At 65.4% G+C, this 17,400-nt stretch carries 16 protein-coding genes; 14 read left to right on the top strand and 2 right to left on the bottom strand.

The features are described from left to right. Positions 1-57: 57 nt before the first annotated feature. The 12 genes from nudB to AC3A6M_RS12480 all read left to right on the top strand — a co-directional run bounded on the left by nudB (position 58) and on the right by AC3A6M_RS12480 (position 13,896). A complete protein-coding gene (gene nudB / locus AC3A6M_RS12535) occupies positions 58-507 on the top strand; it encodes a dihydroneopterin triphosphate diphosphatase (RefSeq protein WP_487853059.1) in 450 nt (149 codons plus the stop codon). 176 nt (positions 508-683) lie between these two features. Continuing rightward, on the top strand, positions 684-1,964 hold the full coding sequence (locus AC3A6M_RS12530) for an HD-GYP domain-containing protein (RefSeq protein WP_487853058.1): 1,281 nt from the start codon (positions 684-686) through the stop codon (positions 1,962-1,964). Continuing rightward, a complete protein-coding gene (locus AC3A6M_RS12525) occupies positions 1,961-3,646 on the top strand; it encodes an ATP-binding protein (protein WP_487853057.1) in 1,686 nt (561 codons plus the stop codon). Before AC3A6M_RS12530 ends, AC3A6M_RS12525 begins: the two co-directional genes overlap by 4 nt. 292 nt (positions 3,647-3,938) lie before the next feature. Beyond that, positions 3,939-4,124 carry a hypothetical protein gene (locus AC3A6M_RS12520; RefSeq protein WP_487853056.1) on the top strand — a complete coding sequence of 62 codons (186 nt, stop codon included), beginning with the start codon at positions 3,939-3,941 and terminating at the stop codon, positions 4,122-4,124. Positions 4,125-4,253: 129 nt separating this feature from the next. Next, positions 4,254-5,066, top strand: a complete 813-nt coding sequence (locus AC3A6M_RS12515) for an endonuclease/exonuclease/phosphatase family protein (protein WP_487853055.1) — start codon at positions 4,254-4,256, stop codon at positions 5,064-5,066. A gap of 8 nt (positions 5,067-5,074) precedes the next feature. Beyond that, positions 5,075-6,235 carry a cardiolipin synthase ClsB gene (gene clsB / locus AC3A6M_RS12510; RefSeq protein ID WP_487853054.1) on the top strand — a complete coding sequence of 387 codons (1,161 nt, stop codon included), beginning with the start codon at positions 5,075-5,077 and terminating at the stop codon, positions 6,233-6,235. 19 nt (positions 6,236-6,254) lie between these two features. Then, complete coding sequence (locus AC3A6M_RS12505) at positions 6,255-6,635, top strand: RNA-binding S4 domain-containing protein (RefSeq protein ID WP_487853171.1); 381 nt, start codon at positions 6,255-6,257, stop codon at positions 6,633-6,635. A 209-nt stretch (positions 6,636-6,844) separates the two neighbouring features. Then, entirely contained in the window at positions 6,845-7,441 is a 597-nt protein-coding gene (locus tag AC3A6M_RS12500) for a TetR/AcrR family transcriptional regulator (RefSeq protein ID WP_487853170.1), read from the top strand. A 31-nt stretch (positions 7,442-7,472) separates the two neighbouring features. Next, the gene (locus AC3A6M_RS12495) at positions 7,473-9,263 is read left to right on the top strand and encodes an acyl-CoA dehydrogenase C-terminal domain-containing protein (RefSeq protein ID WP_487853053.1); all 1,791 of its coding nucleotides are present in this window, start codon (positions 7,473-7,475) and stop codon (positions 9,261-9,263) included. A 122-nt stretch (positions 9,264-9,385) separates the two neighbouring features. Further along, a complete protein-coding gene (locus AC3A6M_RS12490; protein ID WP_487853052.1) occupies positions 9,386-11,803 on the top strand; it encodes a 3-hydroxyacyl-CoA dehydrogenase/enoyl-CoA hydratase family protein in 2,418 nt (805 codons plus the stop codon). Between the two features lie 28 nt (positions 11,804-11,831). After that, positions 11,832-13,028, top strand: a complete 1,197-nt coding sequence (locus tag AC3A6M_RS12485; RefSeq protein WP_487853051.1) for an acetyl-CoA C-acyltransferase — start codon at positions 11,832-11,834, stop codon at positions 13,026-13,028. 94 nt (positions 13,029-13,122) lie between these two features. Next, complete coding sequence (locus AC3A6M_RS12480; protein WP_487853050.1) at positions 13,123-13,896, top strand: enoyl-CoA hydratase; 774 nt, start codon at positions 13,123-13,125, stop codon at positions 13,894-13,896. A gap of 5 nt (positions 13,897-13,901) precedes the next feature. Here AC3A6M_RS12480 and AC3A6M_RS12475 read toward each other — a convergent pair whose 3' ends face one another. After that, on the bottom strand, positions 13,902-14,321 hold the full coding sequence (locus AC3A6M_RS12475) for a DnaJ-like protein C-terminal domain-containing protein (RefSeq protein WP_487853049.1): 420 nt from the start codon (positions 14,319-14,321) through the stop codon (positions 13,902-13,904). Positions 14,322-14,417: 96 nt separating this feature from the next. Next, positions 14,418-14,819: a DnaJ-like protein C-terminal domain-containing protein gene (locus tag AC3A6M_RS12470; protein ID WP_487853048.1), complete on the bottom strand. Its 402-nt coding sequence runs from the start codon at positions 14,817-14,819 to the stop codon at positions 14,418-14,420. Between the two features lie 201 nt (positions 14,820-15,020). Here AC3A6M_RS12470 and AC3A6M_RS12465 point away from each other — a divergent pair, with 201 nt between their 5' ends. Together AC3A6M_RS12465 and AC3A6M_RS12460 are read left to right on the top strand one after the other, a co-directional pair. Then, positions 15,021-15,941, top strand: coding sequence for a LysR family transcriptional regulator (locus AC3A6M_RS12465; protein WP_487853047.1), 921 nt, complete (start codon positions 15,021-15,023; stop codon positions 15,939-15,941). Between the two features lie 119 nt (positions 15,942-16,060). Beyond that, positions 16,061-17,392, top strand: a complete 1,332-nt coding sequence (locus tag AC3A6M_RS12460; protein WP_487853046.1) for an MFS transporter — start codon at positions 16,061-16,063, stop codon at positions 17,390-17,392. Positions 17,393-17,400: the final 8 nt, after the last annotated feature.

Here is a 17,400-nt window from a genome sequence, read left to right as displayed (position 1 = left end):
GGGGACGACGTTTTTGGGGCGCGGGCCGACGTCTTGGGCTGACGCTACAATAGTGCCATGGCCCACAAAATCCCCGAATCCGTCCTCGTCGTCATCCACACCGCCGACCTGGAAGTGCTGCTGATCGAGCGCGCCGACCGTCCCGGCTTCTGGCAATCCGTCACCGGCTCGCTCGACCGGATCGACGAACCGCTGCTGGAAACCGCCGCCCGCGAGCTGTTCGAGGAAACCGGCATCGTCGCCGACGGCGAACGCATCGTCCTGCGCGACTGGCACTTGTCGAACATCTACGAGATCTACCAGACCTGGCGCCACCGCTATGCGCCCGGCGTCACCCACAACACCGAACACGTGTTTTCCGTCTGCGTGCCGCGCGACATCCCGGTCGTGCTGGCGCCGCGCGAACACCTGCAATACGCCTGGCTGCCGCTGCTGGAAGCGGCCGACCGCTGTTTTTCCAGCTCGAACGCCGAAGCCATCCTGCAATTGCCGCGTCACCTGGACTGAGCGGCTGCCGCGGAGGCGGTTGTTGCAAAGACCCAACCGTGGAGACGAGCCTTCCCGGTCAATCGTGTCGTTATTTTCGCAGGGAAACGAATGTTTCTTGACCGACACACTTCCGATTGATACTTTTGGTCTTGAAGGTTTTCTCCATTTGGTTTCTTTGATCCCGAGGCGCATTCATGGCCGACACGCTCGTCATCCCCATCGACCAGGTCCAGATCGGCCTGTACATCTACCTTGACCTGAAGTGGTTCCAGCATCCCTTCGCGTTCAGCCATTTCAAGGTCAAGACCGAAGACCAGCTCCGCACCCTGCGCGGCCTGGGCATCGACAAGGTGCGCGTCGACCCCGCGCTCAGCGACATCCCGGTGCCGGCGCCGGCCCAGCCGGCCGTGGCGGAGCCTGCCCAGGGGGCGCCCGCGCTGGACAGGAGCGAGTCGCCGATGCTGGCGGCCAAGCGGGCGATGATGGAGCGCCTGCGCGAGCAGCGCGCGAATGCGGCGCGCGTCGAGCAGGCCTTCGTCGATACCGCGCGCGCGATCCGCGACATCGACCGCAACCTGTTCTCCCAGCCGGCCGAGACGATGCGCGTGGCCGGCAAGTTGATCGGCCAGATCACCGATTCGATCCTGGCCGCGCCCGAACTCGCGATCAACCTGATGGGCGATAAACTCGGCGGCGAGGAAATCTACGTGCATTCCCTCAACGTCACGATGCTGTCGATGATGATCGCCCGCGACATCAAGCTGCCGCACGAAGTGGCCAGCATGCTCGGCATGGGCGCGCTGCTGCACGACATCGGCACCAAGAACATCCCGGACCGGGTGCTGAACAAGCTCGATCCCTACAACCACGCCGAGCAGGCGCTGGTCGAGACCCATTCGCACGGCGGTTTCGAGATCGGCCAGAAACTGGGCCTGGCGGCGCCGGCCCTGGCGATCATCCGCGACCACCATGAGCTGTTCGACGGCAGCGGTTATCCGCGCCGCCTGCAGGGGGAGGCAATCAACGTCCTGAGCCGGATCGTCTCGATCGCCAACTATTACGACGAATTGTGCAACCCCCGCAATCCGGCCGACGCGCTCACGCCGCACGAGGCGCTGTCGCTGATGTTCGCCAAGATGCGCAGCCGCTTCGATCCCAAGCTGCTGCAGGTGTTCATCCGCTGCCTCGGCGTGTACCCGCCCGGCACGATCGTCCAGCTGCCCAATGGCGTCGTCGGCATGGTGGTCACCGTCAACACCACCAAGCCGACCAGGCCGCAGATCATGATCTACGAAGCCGGCGTGCCGCGCGAAGAGGCGGGCATGGTCAACCTCGAGGAACAGCCGGACCTGAACATCGTCAAGTCGATCCGTCCGTCCCAGGTGCCGAAGGACATCTACAACTACCTCAGCCCGCGCAAGCGGGTCAGCTACTACTTCGACGCCAGCGAGCAGGGGCGCAGGAGCCACTCATGAGCCTGCACCAGCTGATGCTCGACCATAGTCCCTACCTGATGGTGCTGGTCGATCCGGCCGACCTGCGCATCCTGGTCGCCAACCGCACGGTCGAACAGGTGCTCGGTTATTCGGGCGCGCAGTTGCGCGGGATGCTGATCACCGATATCGAAAGTTCGCTGCAGGACGTCTTTTATTGGGAGGAGGTGCTCAACGGCCAGTACCTCGACGTCGCGGCGCAGGAGGGCGAGTACCTGTGCGCCGATGGCGCGATGCTGACGGTGATGAAGTCGGTGCACCTGATCCACGACGGCGAGCGTCCGCTGCTGCTGGTACGGGCGCGCGACCGCCGCCACGAGCGCCAGGTCGAGGACTTGCTCGAGCAGACCCTGGCCCAGCTGCGCACGACGCTCGAGTCGACCGCCGACGGCATCCTCGTGATCGACTGGCATGGCAAGATCACCAGCATGAACCGCCTGTTTTCGGCGATGTGGGAGATCCCGGACGACTTGCTGAAGGCCGGCGACGACGACGGCATCATCGAATACATTGCCGGCCAGGTCGAAGAGGGCGAGCTGATTCGCAGCCGCTTGCGCCAGGTGGCCGACACGGCCGAGACGCAGGACCTGTTCCGCCTCACGAACGGCCGCTACTTCGAGTGCCGCTCGCGTCCCCAGTTCCTCGGCGAACGGGTGGTCGGGCGCGTGTTCGGCTACACCGACGTTACCGAGCGCCACCGGGCCGAGGAAGCGCTGCGCGAGTCGCGCGACCAGCTCGAATCGAAAGTGCGCGAACGGACCCGCGACCTGCGCGAAGCGAATGCGACCCTGGAACAGGAGCAGGCGCGCCAGGCGGAGCTGATCAAGAAGCTGGGCGTGGCCCAGAGCCAGCTGCTGCAGTCCGAGAAGATGGCTTCGATCGGCGTGCTGGCGGCCGGCGTCGCCCACGAGATCAACAACCCGATCGGCTTCGTCAATTCGAACCTGGGCAGCCTGCAGCGCTATGCGCAGGCGCTGCTCAAGCTGCTCGACAGCTACGAAGCGCTGGAGGAATCCTTCAGCCCGGCCGACCGCGCCGCGATCGCGCAGGTGAAGAAGGAGGTCGACGCCGATTACCTGCGCGAAGACCTGGAACCGCTGCTGCGCGAATCCCTCGACGGCATCGACCGCGTGCGCCGCATCGTGCAGGACATGAAGGATTTCTCGCACGTCGACGGCGGCGACCTGCAGTACGCCGACCTCGAGGCTGGCCTGAACAGCACCATGAACGTGGTCTGGAACGAGATCAAGTACAAGGCCGAGGTGAGCAAGGAGTACGCAAACATCCCGCAGATCGAGTGCTACCCGTCGCAGCTCAACCAGGTCTTCATGAACCTGCTGGTGAACGCCGCGCATGCGATCGAGGAGCGCGGCCGCATCACCCTGCGCACGGGCCACGACGCGCAGCAGGTATGGATCGAGGTCGAGGACACCGGCACCGGCATCCCGAAGGACAAGCTGGGACGGATCTTCGAACCCTTCTTCACGACCAAGCCGGTGGGCAAGGGCACCGGCCTGGGCCTGTCGCTGTCGTATGGCATCGTGCAGAAGCATGGCGGCCGCATCGAAGTGCACAGCGAAGTGGGCAAGGGCACGCTGTTCCGCGTCGTGCTGCCGCGTTTCCGGCCGGCGTCCGATACCGCCGAGGCAAATGCGGCGTTCTAAAGCTTGCGCACAGGAACGTTGCTGGCGATTCCCTTGAGAAATAAGTGCTCGACAGCGTGTTGGATGTCGGTCACAAGTACATACATATATAAAAAAATTGATGAGGTTGACTCTGACAGATCTGTCAGCGCACGCCTACAGTTTCGGTGGTAACACAGAATTAAATTCGGAACAGATGAGGTAACACAATAGATTAGTTTGTTTGACAGGCAGAAACGATTTTATTAAGGTCAATAAGTCGCCATTGGCGAGTTTTCGTTTTGCAACATCCAAACTAGGTACTGGAGGAATTATGAGCGAACGCAAGCACGAGCAGAAAGTAAAAGAGGTCAGCGTCGACGATGACTATCTTTGCATTGAATTGCTAAACGGCCTGCTCCTGACCGGTCCGCTGCGCACCAACCCGATCCACCGTGAATCCGGCGAGCCGGAATCCCACGCCCCGGCACATCCCTTCCTGCCGGCCATGAGCATTTAACCCACCTTGCGCCAGTCCCGGGAGAGACCGGGATGGCGCGCCGCCAAGGCATCCGCCTCCCTTCCTGATGCGCCGCACGATTGGCGCGGTTAACGGAAGAACACGGAATGATGGGGTTAAAATGTTCCCATGAAAATTCGTGTTGCGACCTACAACATCCACAAAGGCGTTTCGTCCTTCCGCAGCACACCACGCGTGGTGGCGCTGAAAAAAGCCATCGGCATGTTCGATGCGGACGTCGTGTTCCTGCAGGAAGTGCAGGGCCGGCACGACCGCTACCAGGCGCGCTACGGCGAAAAAGTGCGCAGCCCCCACCATCACTGGCCCGAGAAGGCCCAGCACGAGTTCTTTGCCGGCGAATCCCTGCATGCCGCCTATGGCATGAACGCGGTCTATGACCATGGCCACCACGGCAATGCGCTGCTGTCCTGCTACCCGATCGCGAACCAGCACAACCATGACGTGTCCGACCATGCCTACGAGCAGCGCGGCATCCTGCACTGCGTGCTGGAGACCCCGGTCGGCCAGGTGCACTGCTACGTGGTCCACCTCGGCCTGTTCGAAGTCAGCCGCCGGCGCCAGACCGAGGCCCTGATCAGCGCGGTGAACGAGTCGTCGGACGGCAGGCCGGTCATCATCGCCGGCGACTTCAACGACTGGCGCAATACCCTGAGCGATTGCCTGCGCATGAAACTCGGCGTGGTCGAAGTGTTCGACGAGCTGGAGAAGGGATCGCGGATCGGCGAGCTGGTGCGCAACGTGGCCGGACGCGAGCGGCGCCTGGTGCCGGCGCGGACCTTCCCGGCGGCCTTGCCCTGGTTCCGTCTCGACCGGATCTATGTGCGCGGGTTCAAGGTCGAACAGGCGGAAGTCCTGCACGGGCCGCAATGGGCGCGCCTGTCGGACCACGCTCCCATCGTCGCCAACCTTCAATTGACCTGACCAGGCCCATGCGTTCGGTATCCTACGTCGCCGGCAACGACGTCCAGCTACTGGAGAGTGGCGGCAGTTATTTCAAGGAACTGCTGGCCGCGATCGATTCGGCGCAGCACGAGATCCTCTACGAGACTTATATCTACGCCGAGGACGAGACGGCGCGCGCCGTCACCGAGGCCCTGAAACGCGCCGCCCGGCGCGACGTCAAGGTACGCGTGCTGGTCGACTGGTTCGGCACCGGCCGCCGTTCCTGCTGCCAGCTGGGCGAGGAATTCGCCGAGGCCTGCGTGCACTACCGCATGTTCAATCCCTGGTTCAAGCGCGGCGCGGCGCGCAGCCACCGCAAGATCGCCGTGATCGACGGCGAGACGGCGTTCGTCGGCGGCATCAATACCAACGACGATTCGCTGTGCGATTACGCGCCGTACAAACCGCTGCCGGCGCCGCGCTGGGATTTCGCGGTGCGCGTGCGCGGCCCGCTGGTGGAAGCGATCCACCGCGAATCCCAGGCCCAATGGACCCGCGCCGGCCACCTCAACCTGGCCCACCGCATGCACCTGTTCCGCGAATCGCGCAGGCAGCCCGCCGCCCTGGGCGAGCATCCGATGCGCGCCGGCTTCGTGGTGCGCGACAACCTGCGCAACCGCCGCACCATCCAGCGCGCCTACCTGCAGGCGATCGGCCGGGCCCGCAAGCGCGTGCTGATGGCCACGCCGTACTTCGCGCCGGGGCGCAAGTTCCGCCAGGCGCTGGCGCAGGCGGCGCGGCGCGGCGTCGACGTCTGCCTGCTGATCGGCGTGGGCGAGTTCCGCATGCAGGACGCGGTCGCCAATTCCTTCTATCCGCAGCTGCTGGCGGCCGGCGTGCGTATCGTCGAGTACCGCAAGACCCAGCTGCATGCCAAGGTGGCGGTGGTCGACCACGACTGGGCCACGGTCGGCTCCAGCAATTGCGACGGCCTGTCGCTGTTCGTGAACCAGGAAGCCAACGTGGTGGTGCGCGACGGCGCCTTCGCCTCCAGCATGGCGAAACAGATCGAGCGCGGCATCGCCGATGGCGTGCCGGTCGGGCTCGACGATTTGAAACAACTCGGTTGGGTGCGCCGCACCGGCCACGAAATGGCCTATCTTTTGTATAAACTGACGATGCGGATCTTTACGATCGGCTATGCATGAGCGGCAAAGAGTACATATGATGGAAAACGATAACGTACGGATCGACAAATGGCTGTGGGCGGCGCGCTTCTTCAAGACGCGCTCGCTGGCGGCCGAGGCGGTCGATCGCGGCCGGATCAAAATCAATGCCGAGAACGTCAAGCCGGCCCGTTCGGTAAAGGTGGGCGACAAGATCCTCATCGATAACGGCTCGACCCGCTGGGAAGTCGTCGTGCAGGGCCTGTCCGGCACGCGCGGCCCGGCCCCGGTGGCGCAGGCGCTCTACCGCGAGACCGAGGTGAGCATCCAGAAACGCGCCAACGACCAGGAAGCGCGCCGCCTGTTCCCCGAGCCCAGCAGCACGATCAAGGGCCGCCCGACCAAGCGTGACCGCCGGGCGATCACCCGGGCGGGCGAGTAGGGTGGGCACCATGTGCCCACGCGTAACGCTCGCACAGCCAGCTGCTTGCATGCGTCACGCGTGGGCACCGTGGTGCCCACCCTACTAGAATCGCAACTCTAAACTTCCCGTTTGACATTTCAAGGCTGGTAGATAATAGTACGAGCGTTCGGATTTTTTTCTCGATCCATTGGGAGCATCGTATCAACACTTCAGCCAAATCCATGGTCATGCGCAAGGGCGAGATGACGCGCGCAGCGATTCTCGACGTTGCGCTCGAACTCGCCAGTCGCGACGGCCTCGAGGGGCTCACGATCGGCCTGCTGGCCGACCGCATGAGCATGAGCAAATCGGGCGTGTTCGCCCACTTCGGTTCGCGCGAAGATTTGCAGATCGAAGTGCTGAAGCTCTACCACCGCCGCTTCGAGCAGGAAGTCTTCGTCCCCAGCGTCAAGGAGCCGCGCGGCCTGCCGCGCCTGGAAGCGATGTTCAACCGCTGGCTCAAGCGCGTCTCGGTCGAGATCGCGTCGGGCTGCATCTACATCAGCGGCGCCGTCGAATACGACGACCGGCCGGGCCCGATCCGCGAGGAGCTGGTCGGCATGGTGCGGATCTGGCAAGGCGCCCTGGTGCGCTGCGCCCAGCAGGCCATCGACTGCGGCGACCTCAAGCCGGATACCGATGCCGAGCAGCTGGTGTACGAGATGTACGGCCTGGTGCTGGCAGTGCACCACGATGCGCGCTTCCTGCGCATTCCCGGCGCCGTCGACCGCGCGCACCGCGGCTTCGCACGCCTGGTCGAGAACTACCGTAATCCCGCTAAATAATCACACACATCCACCTTCGTAGGAGAACAACATGGGTCAGTACGTCGCGCCAATCCGGGATATGCAGTTCGTTCTGCACGAGTTCCTGAACGTCACCGAGGAGTTCAAGGGCCTGCCGGCGTACCAGGAAATCGACGCCGACATCATCAACCAGGTGCTCGAGGAAGGCGCGAAATTCACGCAGGAAGTGCTGTTCCCGCTGAACCACTCCGGCGACCGCGAAGGCTGCCACTACGATGCCGCGACCAAGGCCGTCACCACGCCGAAGGGCTTCAAGGAAGCCTACAAGCAGTACGTGGAAGGCGGCTGGGCCGCGCTGGCCTGCGATCCGGAATACGGCGGCCAGGGCCTGCCGGTGGTGCTGAACAACTCCTTCTACGAGATGCTGAACTCGTCGAACCAGGCCTGGTCGATGTACCCGGGCCTGTCGCACGGCGCCTACGAGTGCCTGAAGGAGCACGGCACCGACGACCAGAAGAAGTTCTACCTGCCGAAGCTGGCGTCGGGCGAATGGACCGGTACCATGTGCCTGACCGAAGCCCACTGCGGCACCGACCTGGGCCTGCTGCGCTCGAAGGCCGAGCCGCAAGCCGACGGCACCTACAAGATCACCGGCTCGAAGATCTTCATCTCGGCCGGCGAGCACGACATGTCGGAAAACATCGTCCACCTGGTGCTGGCGCGCCTGCCGGACGCGCCGGAAGGCTCGAAGGGCATCTCGCTGTTCCTGGTGCCGAAGTTCCTGCCGAACGCCGACGGTTCCGTCGGTGAGCGCAACCCGATCTTCTGCGGCGCGATCGAAGAGAAGATGGGCATCCACGGCAACGCCACCTGCCAGATGAACCTGGACGGCGCGGTCGGCACCCTGATCGGCCAGCCGCACAAGGGCCTGCAGGCGATGTTCGTGTTCATGAACGCTGCCCGCCTGGGCGTGGGCATGCAGTCGCTGGGCCTGACCGAAGTCGCCTACCAGAACGCGCTGGTGTATGCGAAGGACCGCATCCAGATGCGTAGCCTGTCGGGCCCGAAGGCGCCGGACAAGCCGGCCGACCCGATCATCGTGCACCCGGACGTGCGGCGCATGCTGCTGACCGCGAAAGCCTACGCAGAAGGCGCGCGCGCCCTGACCTCGTACGTGGCGCTGCAGATCGACCGCGAACTGAATCACCCGGACGAGGAAGTGCGCAAGGAAGCGGCCGGCGAAGTGGCGCTGCTGACCCCGATCGTCAAGGCCTTCATCACCGACAACGGCTGGATCGCCACTTCGGAAGCGATGCAGGTGTACGGCGGCCACGGCTACATCAGCGAGTGGGGCATGGAGCAGTACGTGCGCGACGCCCGCATCAACATGATCTACGAAGGCACCAACACCGTGCAGTCGCTGGACCTGCTGGGCCGTAAGATCCTGATGGACAACGGCGCCAAGCTGCGCGCCTTCGGCGAGAAGATCAAGGCCTTCGTCGAAGAGAACGGCCTGGACGAGCAACTGTCGGAATTCGTGACCCCGCTGGGCGAACTGGGCGAGAAGGTCACCAAGCTGACCATGGAAATCGGCATGAAGGCCTTCCAGAACCAGGACGAAGTCGGCGCCGCCGCCGTGCCTTATTTGCGCGTCGCCGGCCACCTGGTGTTCAGCTACTTCTTCGCGCAGATGGCGAAGATCGCGCTGGCGAAGAAGGATTCGGGCGACAAGTTCTACGAAGCCAAGCTGGCCACCGCGCGCTTCTACTTCGCGCGCCTGTATCCGGAAACCGCAATGCTGATCCGCCAGGCGCGTTCGGGAGCGTCGAACCTGCTGGCGCTGGATGCAGATCTGTTCTAAGCAAGCACCATCACGTTGACTAACCGTCGTCCCCGCGAAGGCGGGGACCCAAGTTTTCGGCAGATCGACGAACTTGGGTTCCCGCCTGCGCGGGAACGACGATCAAACAAGGAATACATTACATGTCCAACTTCATCGTCAAGAAAGTCGCCGTGCTGGGCGCCGGCGTGATGGGCGCGCAGATCGCCGCGCACTGCGTCAACGCCAAGGTCCCGGTCGTGCTGTTCGACCTGCCTGCCAAGCCGGAGCAAGGCTCCGGCGGTAACGCAAACAAAAATACCATCGTCCTGAAGGCCATCGAGAACCTGAAAAAGCTGTCGCCGGCCCCGCTGGGCAACAAGGACGACGCCGCCCTGATCGAAGTCGCCAACTACGAGGACAACCTCGACCTGCTGGCCGGCTGCGACCTGATCATCGAAGCCATCGCCGAGCGCATGGACTGGAAGCACGACCTGTATAAAAAGGTCGCGCCGCACATCGGCCCCAACGCGATCTTCGCCTCGAACACCTCGGGCCTGTCGATCGAAAAGCTGGCCGAAGGCTTCGACAGCGAACTGAAGGCGCGCTTCTGCGGCGTGCACTTCTTCAACCCGCCGCGCTACATGCACCTGGTCGAGCTGATCCCGACCGCGTCGACCCGTCCGGAAATCCTGGACCAGCTCGAGACCTTCCTGACCTCGACCCTGGGCAAGGGCGTGGTGCGCGCGAAAGACACCCCGAACTTCATCGCCAACCGCGTCGGCATCTTCGGCATGCTGGCCACCATCGTCGAAGCCGGGAAGTACGGCCTGTCGGTGGACGTGGTCGACGACCTGACCGGCGCCAAGCTGGGCCGCGCCAAGTCGGGCACCTTCCGCACCGCGGACGTGGTCGGCCTGGACACCATGGGCCACGTGATCAAGACCATGCAGGACACCCTGCAGGACGACCCCTTCTTCAGTGTCTACAAGACCCCCGAGGTGCTGTCGAAGCTGATCGAGAAGGGCGCGCTGGGCCAGAAGACCGGCGCCGGCTTCTACAAGAAGGTCGGCAAGGAGATCCAGCGCCTGGACTTCGCCACCGGCGAATACGTGCCGAGCGGCGCGAAGGCCGCCGACATCGTCGGCCGCATCCTGAAGGAAAAGGACCCGGTCAAGAAGTTCAAGGCCATGCGTGAATCGTCGAACCCGCAGGCGCAGTTCCTGTGGGCGATCTACCGCGACGCCTTCCACTACATCGCCGTCCACCTCGACACCATCGCCGACAACGCGCGCGACATCGACTTCGCGATGCGCTGGGGCTTCGGCTGGAGCGTCGGCCCGTTCGAGACCTGGCAGGCCGCCGGCTGGACCCAGATCGCCCAGTGGGTGAAGGAAGACATCGACGCCGGCAAGGCGCTGTCGACCGCACCGCTCCCAAGCTGGGTGTTCAGCGCACCGGTCGCGGAGAAGGGCGTGCACACTGCCGAGGGTTCGTACTCGGTGACGAAGAACGCCTACGTGCCGCTGTCCGACCTGCCGGTGTACAAGCGCCAGCAGTTCCGCGCGCCGGTCGTCGGCAGCACCACGGTCGATGCGAAGACCGCCGGCACCACCGTGTTCGAGGACGACTCGGTGCGCCTGTGGCACTCGGACGACGAAGTGCTGGTCATCTCGCTGAAGACCAAGATGCACGTGATCGGCGACGGCGTCATCAAGGGCATCAAGCGCGGCCTGGAAGAAGCGGAAAAGGGCTACAAGGGCCTGGTGATCTGGAATACCGACGCAGCCGAAGGCGGCGCCTTCTCGGCCGGCGCCGACCTGCAATCGGCCCTGCCGGCCTTCATGACCGGCGGCGCGAAGGCGATGGAGCCGATCGTGCGCGAGCTGCAGGACACCTTCATGGCCATGAAGTATTCGAACATCCCGGTGGTGGCCGCCGTGGCCGGCCTGGCCCTGGGCGGCGGCTGCGAGATGGCGCTGCACGCCTCGAAGCGCGTGGCCTCGATCGAGTCCTACATCGGCCTGGTGGAAGTGGGCGTCGGCCTGGTGCCGGCCGGCGGCGGCCTGAAGGAAGCCGCGCTGCGCGCCGCCAACGAAGCCAAGGGCAACGACATCCTGCAGTTCCTGAAGACCGGCTTCACCAACGCCGCCACCGCGCAGGTGTCCAAATCGGCGCTCGAAGCGAAGGCGATGGGCTACCTGAAGGAAGACGACGTCATCGTCTTCAACCCGTACGAGCTGCTGCACGTGGCGAAGGTCACCGCGCGCGCCATGTTCGACGCCGGCTACCGCGCGCCGGCGCGCCGCCCGGTCCCGGTCACCGGCCGCTACGGCTGGGCGACCATCCGCGGCCAGCTGGTCAACATGCGCGACGGCGGCTTCATCTCGGCCTATGACTACCACCTGGGCGACACCATCGCCGAAATCGTCACCGGCGGCGACATCGACCAGGGCAGCGTCGTCTCCGAGCAGTGGCTGCTGGACATGGAGCGCAAGGCCTTCATCTCGCTGCTGAACAACCCGAAGACGCAAGAGCGGATCATGGGCATGATGCAGACCGGTAAGCCGGTGCGCAACTAAGCCGTCGCGGACAACAAGGACTACTGACATGAGCAAACAACTTCAAGACGCATACATCGTCGCAGCGACCCGCACCCCGATCGGCAAGGCGCCGCGCGGCTTCTTCAACAAGACCCGTCCGGACGACCTGCTGATCGCCGCGATCCAGGGCGCGATGGGCCAGGTGCCGAACCTGGACCCGAACCTGATCGTCGACGCCATCGTCGGCTGCTCGTTCCCGGAAGCCGAGCAGGGCTTCAACGTGGCGCGCCAGGCCGTGGTCATGGCCGGCCTGCCGAAGACCGTCGGCGGCGTGACCGTCAACCGCTACTGCGCGTCGGGCATCACCGCCCTGGCGATGGCCGCCGACCGCATCCGCGTCGGCGAGGCCGACGTCATGATCGCCGGCGGCGTCGAGTCGATGTCGATGGTGCCGATGATGGGCCACCACCCGTCGATCAACATGCGCGTGTTCGACGACGAGAACGTCGGCCTGGCCTACGGCATGGGCCTGACCGCCGAGAAGGTCGCCGCGCAGTGGAAGGTGAGCCGCGAAGACCAGGACGCCTTCGGCCTGGAATCGCACCGCCGCGCCATCGCCGCCCAGCAGGCCGGCTTCTTCAAGGACGAGATCACCCCGGTCGAGATCGTGACCCGCACGCCGAACCTGGCGACCGGCGAGATCGACGTCAAGCGCCGCACCGTCGACCTGGACGAAGGCCCGCGCGCCGACGCCAGCATGGAATCGATGGCCAAGCTGAAGCCGGTGTTCGCCGCCAAGGGCAGCGTGACCGCCGCGACCTCGTCGCAGATGTCGGACGGCGCCGGCGCGCTGATCGTCGTCAGCGAGAAGATCCTGAAGGAGCACAACCTGACCCCGCTGGCCAAGTTCTCCTCGTTCGCCGTGCGCGGCGTGCCGCCGGAAATCATGGGCATCGGCCCGAAGGTCGCGATTCCCGCCGCCCTGGCCGCCGCCGGCATCACCCAGGACCAGCTGGACTGGATTGAGCTGAACGAAGCCTTCGCCGCCCAGGCGCTGGCCGTGATCCGCGACCTCGGCCTGGATACGTCGAAGGTCAACCCGATGGGCGGCGCGATCGCCCTCGGCCACCCGCTGGGCGCAACCGGCGCGATCCGCGCCGCCACCGTGGTGCACGCCCTGCGCCGCAACAACCTGAAGTACGGCATGGTGACCATGTGCGTCGGCGCCGGCATGGGCGCCGCGGGTATCATCGAGCGCGTTTAATTTTCAGGTAGCACGCTGACAGAAGGGCGCTGCGGGCAACACCCCAGCGCCCTTTTTATTGCAAACGCTAGGGAACAACAAAGGAGACCCCCGAATGGACATCCAGACCACCACCGCCAACGGCGTACTGACCATCGAATTCAACCGCCCCGAGCGCAAGAACGCCATCACCGGCGCCATGTACACCACCATGGCCGAGGCCTTGCGCAAGGCCGACGCCGACCCGCAGGTGCGCGCCATCCTCATCACCGGCAAGCCGGAGATCTTCACCGCCGGTAACGACCTCGACGACTTCCTCAACAACGTCGGCGAAGGCGCGATGACGGAAACCCGCCCGGTGTTCCAGTTCATGCAGGCGTTGGAAGGCTGCACCAAGCCCGTGATCGCCGCCGTCGCCGGCGCGGCGGTCGGCATCGGCACCACGATGCTGATGCACTGCGACCTGGTCTACGCGGCCGACACCGCGAAATTCTCGATGCCCTTCAGCCAGCTGGGCCTGTGCCCGGAATTCGCCTCGTCGCTGCTGGTCGCGCAGGCCGCCGGCTACACCCGCGCGGCCGAGAAGCTGATGCTGGGCGAAGCCTTCCCGGCCCAGGAAGCCTTCGAGATGGGCATCGTCGCGAAAGTGCTGCCGGCCGCCGAACTGCTGGCCTTCGCCCAGGGCCAGGCCGCCAAGCTGGTGAAGCTGCCGGCCGCCTCGATCCGCACCACCAAGATGCTGATGAAGCGTTCGCGCGCGGCGCTGGTGAAGGACACCATCGCGGCCGAGAACGAGCGCTTCAGCGCGATGCTGGTCGGCGCCGAAGCCAAGGAGGCCTTTACCGCCTTCTTCGAGAAGCGCAAGCCGGACTTCAGCAAGTTCGACTGACAGCTTCAGCGGCGGCAGCTCAGGCGCAGCCTTTCGCCCTGGCGTGCGAAGGCGCGTGCCGGTTCGCTGTCGCCGCAACGGTAGACCACGCGCAGGCGCTTCTTCTGGTTCGGCGCCGGATCACCGCACAACTGGTCGTTGGCGGTGACGAAGCCGCGGTTGCGCTCGAGCTGGTCGCGCACGCTGCGGCGCGCGTTGCAGCTTGCATCGCGCACGCCATACTCGGCTTCCTCGATGTGCAGGCGGCCCCAGGACATCGAACCGTCCGCGACGTCCGGACCGTTGCGGGCGTCGCGCTGGCCTGCTGCGTAACCCTCGTCGTAGCCGCGGCGGTACTCGGCGCTCTGGGCGAATGCGCCGGTGGACGCGGCGGTCAAGGCCAGCACGGCGGCAATGCGGATGATGTGTCGGTGTGCGATGTTCATATTTTCCTCCGTTCTATCGATGACGAATGCTAGCGCGCCGAGCTGGACAGTTCTGTGCGCATTCGTACATACAATATGCCGGCCGGCGCCTTCATCTCAGCGGCGGCAGCGCAGGCGCAGCGTTTCGCCTTCGCGCGCGAACGCCCGCACCGGTTCACTGTCGCCGCAACGGTAGACGATGCGCAGGCGCTTCTGTTCGCCGGGCGCCGGATCGCCGCACAGTTCGTTGTGGGCGACAACGACGCCGGTGCGCTCGATTTCGTCGCGCACGCCCCGGCGTGCATTGCACACCGACCCGCGCACGCCATACTCGGCTTCCTCGATGTGCAGGCGGCCCCAGCGTGACTGGCCGCCGTCGCCGGCGGCGCGCTGGCCCGCTTCGTAACCCGCTTCGTAACCACGGCGATACTCGGCGCTCTGGGCAAATACCGAAGTGGATGCGGCGCCCAGGGCCAGTACGGCGGCGATACGGATGATGGTCCGGTGTGCGATCTTCATTTTTTCCTCCCGATTCAGTCGACAACAAATGCTAGCGCGTTGCCCAGGCCGGCTCCGTGCGCATTCGTACATACAGTATTTCACCTGGGACCGGCAAAAGCTGTCGGCCGGACTGTAAGAGACGTATCAATCGGTAAGCCGAGCCGGGCAGCAAGAAGCCGGCAATTGCCAGCTTCCCTCATCCGGCTGCACAATGGGGCCATGAACCTGCACCGCCTCGACCTCGTCTCCCTTTCCCTGTTCATGCACGTCGTGCGCTCCGGCAGCATCAGCAAGGGCGCGCTGGCGCTCAACCTGGCGGTCGGGGCGGCCAGCAAGCGCATTTCCGACCTCGAGGCGGCGGTCGGCGCCGAGCTGCTGGAGCGGCATTCGCGCGGCATCACGCCCACCGCCGCCGGCGATGCGCTGGCGCGCCATGCCCAGCGCATCCTCGGCGACGTCAACCTGCTGGCGGCCGAGCTGCGCGACCATGCGAAGGGCATCGTCGGCGTGGCGCGGCTGTGGGCGAACACCTCGGCCATCACCCAGTTCCTTCCCGGCGACATCGCCGCCTTTTCGCGCGCCACGCCGGCGATCCGCATCGAGCTGGCGGAGCTGAACAGCGGCGAGATCGTGATGGGCGTGCTGGAGGGCAGGGCGGATATCGGCATCTTCGCGGACCGTACCCCGGCGCTGGGGCTGCAGCTGATGCCCTACCGCGAAGACCGGCTGGTGCTGGTGGTGCCGGCGGGTCACATGCTGGCGCGGCGCCGTAGCCTGCGCTTCGAGGAGGCCGTCGAGTTCGACTTCGTCAGCCTGTCGCACGGCACCTCGCTGGCGCAGCGGCTGCAGATCGAGACCGAGGCCATGGGCCAGCGCCTCAAGCTGCGGATCCAGGTGCGCAGCTTCGACGCGATGTGCCAGATGGTGGCGGCCGGGCTGGGCGTGGCGGTGCTGCCGGCCGATGCCGTGCGGGCGCTGGTGCGTTCGCTGAACCTGCGCCAGATCCCGCTGCAGGACGCATGGGCGCGCCGCCAGCTCCTGATCGGCGTGCGCGACCTGGAAGCCCTGCCGCGCCACGCGCGCATGCTGGTCGAGCACCTGGCCGCATCCCCCCAGCATCCGCCTCAAGCCCGGCGCTGAGCGCTCCAGCTTTCGCGAAACGCGAAAGCCGGGTTCCCGTCTTGGTCATTCCGCACGTCCGGCATGGCGTGCAGAATCGTCCCACAACACCAAAAGACGACACCCATTCCGGAGACACCATGAGTAAAACCCTGTCCGCCACCGCCGGTGCGGCATCCACCGCCGTTCCCGGCGAAGCGCAGATCGTGGCAAAAGTGGCGTGGCGCATCATGCCGCTGATCATGATCTGCTACCTGTTCGCCTTCTTCGACCGCATCAACATCAGCTTCGCCAAGTTCGCGCTGCAGAACAGCCTGTCCCTCTCCGACACCGCCTACGGCCTCGGCGCCGGCCTGTTCTCGGTCGGCTACGTGCTGTTCGAAGTGCCCAGCAACATGATGCTGTACAAGGTCGGCGCGCGCCGCTGGATCGCCCGCATCATGGTCTCGTGGGGCATCGCCACCGCCCTGATGGCGCTGGTGCAGAACGAATGGCAGTTCTACGTGCTGCGCTTCATCATCGGCGCGATGGAAGCCGGCTTCGCGCCCGGCGTCCTGTATTTCCTGACGCTGTGGTTCCCGGGCGCCTACCGTGGCCGCATCACCTCGATGCTGTTCCTGGCGTCGGCCTTCTCCGGCCTGGTCGGGGCGCCGGCCGCCGGCCTGGTGCTGGGCCACCTGGACGGCGCGCTGGGCATGCCCGGCTGGCACTGGCTGTTCCTGGTGGGCGGCCTGCCCTGCATCGCGCTGGGCGCCGTCGTGTTCCTGTCGCTGAAGGACCGGATCGAGGACGCCACCTGGCTGGCGCCGCAGGAGCGCAGCCTGCTGGCCTCGCGCATCGCCGAGCAGCAGCGCCAGATCGGCAGCCACTCGCTGCTGGGCGCGCTCAAGACGCCCGGCTTCCTGACCCTGGGCCTGGTCTACTTCCTGATCCAGGTGAGCTCCTACGGCCTGAACTTCTGGGCGCCGCACATGATCCGCAGCGCCGGCACCACCAATCCGACCACCATCGGCCTGCTGACCGCGGTACCCTATCTGTGCGGCGCGATCGCGATGGTGGCGGTGGGCCGCCTGTCGGACGCCAGCGGCGAGCGCCGCAAGTTCGTGATCGGCCTGGTGGTGCTGGGCGCCGTCGGCTTCTGCTGCGCCGGCCTGTTCGACCACCAGCCGGCCATGCTGCTGGCGGCGCTGGCCGTGATGGGCGCCGGCGTGGTGGCATCGATTCCGGCCTTCTGGGCGCTGCCGCCCAAGCTGGTGAGCGGCGCCGGCGCGGCCGGCGGCATCGCGCTGATCAATACGCTGGGCCAGCTGGGCGGCATCGTCAGTCCGGTGATGGTCGGACGCATCAAGGACGTCACCGGCAGCACCACGCCGGCGCTGTATGCGATCGCGCTGCTCAGCCTGGCGTGCGCGGCGATCCTGGCGTTCGGCATGCCGCAGCAGCTGCGCCAGCGCGAACACACTGACAAATAATGAGGACA

Source organism: Telluria sp. Soil_C_11, assembly GCF_057657395.1.
This window is presented reverse-complemented; position numbering and strand designations above follow the sequence as displayed.

Coding starts and splice junctions, on each gene's coding strand:
- AC3A6M_RS12465 (WP_487853047.1), top strand. CDS start 15,021: ATGAACCTGCACCGCCTCGACCTCGTCTCCCTTTCCCTGTTCATGCAC.
- clsB (WP_487853054.1), top strand. CDS start 5,075: ATGCGTTCGGTATCCTACGTCGCCGGCAACGACGTCCAGCTACTGGAG.
- AC3A6M_RS12485 (WP_487853051.1), top strand. CDS start 11,832: ATGAGCAAACAACTTCAAGACGCATACATCGTCGCAGCGACCCGCACC.
- AC3A6M_RS12530 (WP_487853058.1), top strand. CDS start 684: ATGGCCGACACGCTCGTCATCCCCATCGACCAGGTCCAGATCGGCCTG.
- AC3A6M_RS12470 (WP_487853048.1), bottom strand. CDS start 14,819: ATGAAGATCGCACACCGGACCATCATCCGTATCGCCGCCGTACTGGCC.
- AC3A6M_RS12490 (WP_487853052.1), top strand. CDS start 9,386: ATGTCCAACTTCATCGTCAAGAAAGTCGCCGTGCTGGGCGCCGGCGTG.
- AC3A6M_RS12460 (WP_487853046.1), top strand. CDS start 16,061: ATGAGTAAAACCCTGTCCGCCACCGCCGGTGCGGCATCCACCGCCGTT.
- AC3A6M_RS12520 (WP_487853056.1), top strand. CDS start 3,939: ATGAGCGAACGCAAGCACGAGCAGAAAGTAAAAGAGGTCAGCGTCGAC.
- AC3A6M_RS12515 (WP_487853055.1), top strand. CDS start 4,254: ATGAAAATTCGTGTTGCGACCTACAACATCCACAAAGGCGTTTCGTCC.
- AC3A6M_RS12480 (WP_487853050.1), top strand. CDS start 13,123: ATGGACATCCAGACCACCACCGCCAACGGCGTACTGACCATCGAATTC.
- AC3A6M_RS12495 (WP_487853053.1), top strand. CDS start 7,473: ATGGGTCAGTACGTCGCGCCAATCCGGGATATGCAGTTCGTTCTGCAC.
- nudB (WP_487853059.1), top strand. CDS start 58: ATGGCCCACAAAATCCCCGAATCCGTCCTCGTCGTCATCCACACCGCC.
- AC3A6M_RS12525 (WP_487853057.1), top strand. CDS start 1,961: ATGAGCCTGCACCAGCTGATGCTCGACCATAGTCCCTACCTGATGGTG.
- AC3A6M_RS12505 (WP_487853171.1), top strand. CDS start 6,255: ATGGAAAACGATAACGTACGGATCGACAAATGGCTGTGGGCGGCGCGC.
- AC3A6M_RS12500 (WP_487853170.1), top strand. CDS start 6,845: ATGCGCAAGGGCGAGATGACGCGCGCAGCGATTCTCGACGTTGCGCTC.
- AC3A6M_RS12475 (WP_487853049.1), bottom strand. CDS start 14,321: ATGAACATCGCACACCGACACATCATCCGCATTGCCGCCGTGCTGGCC.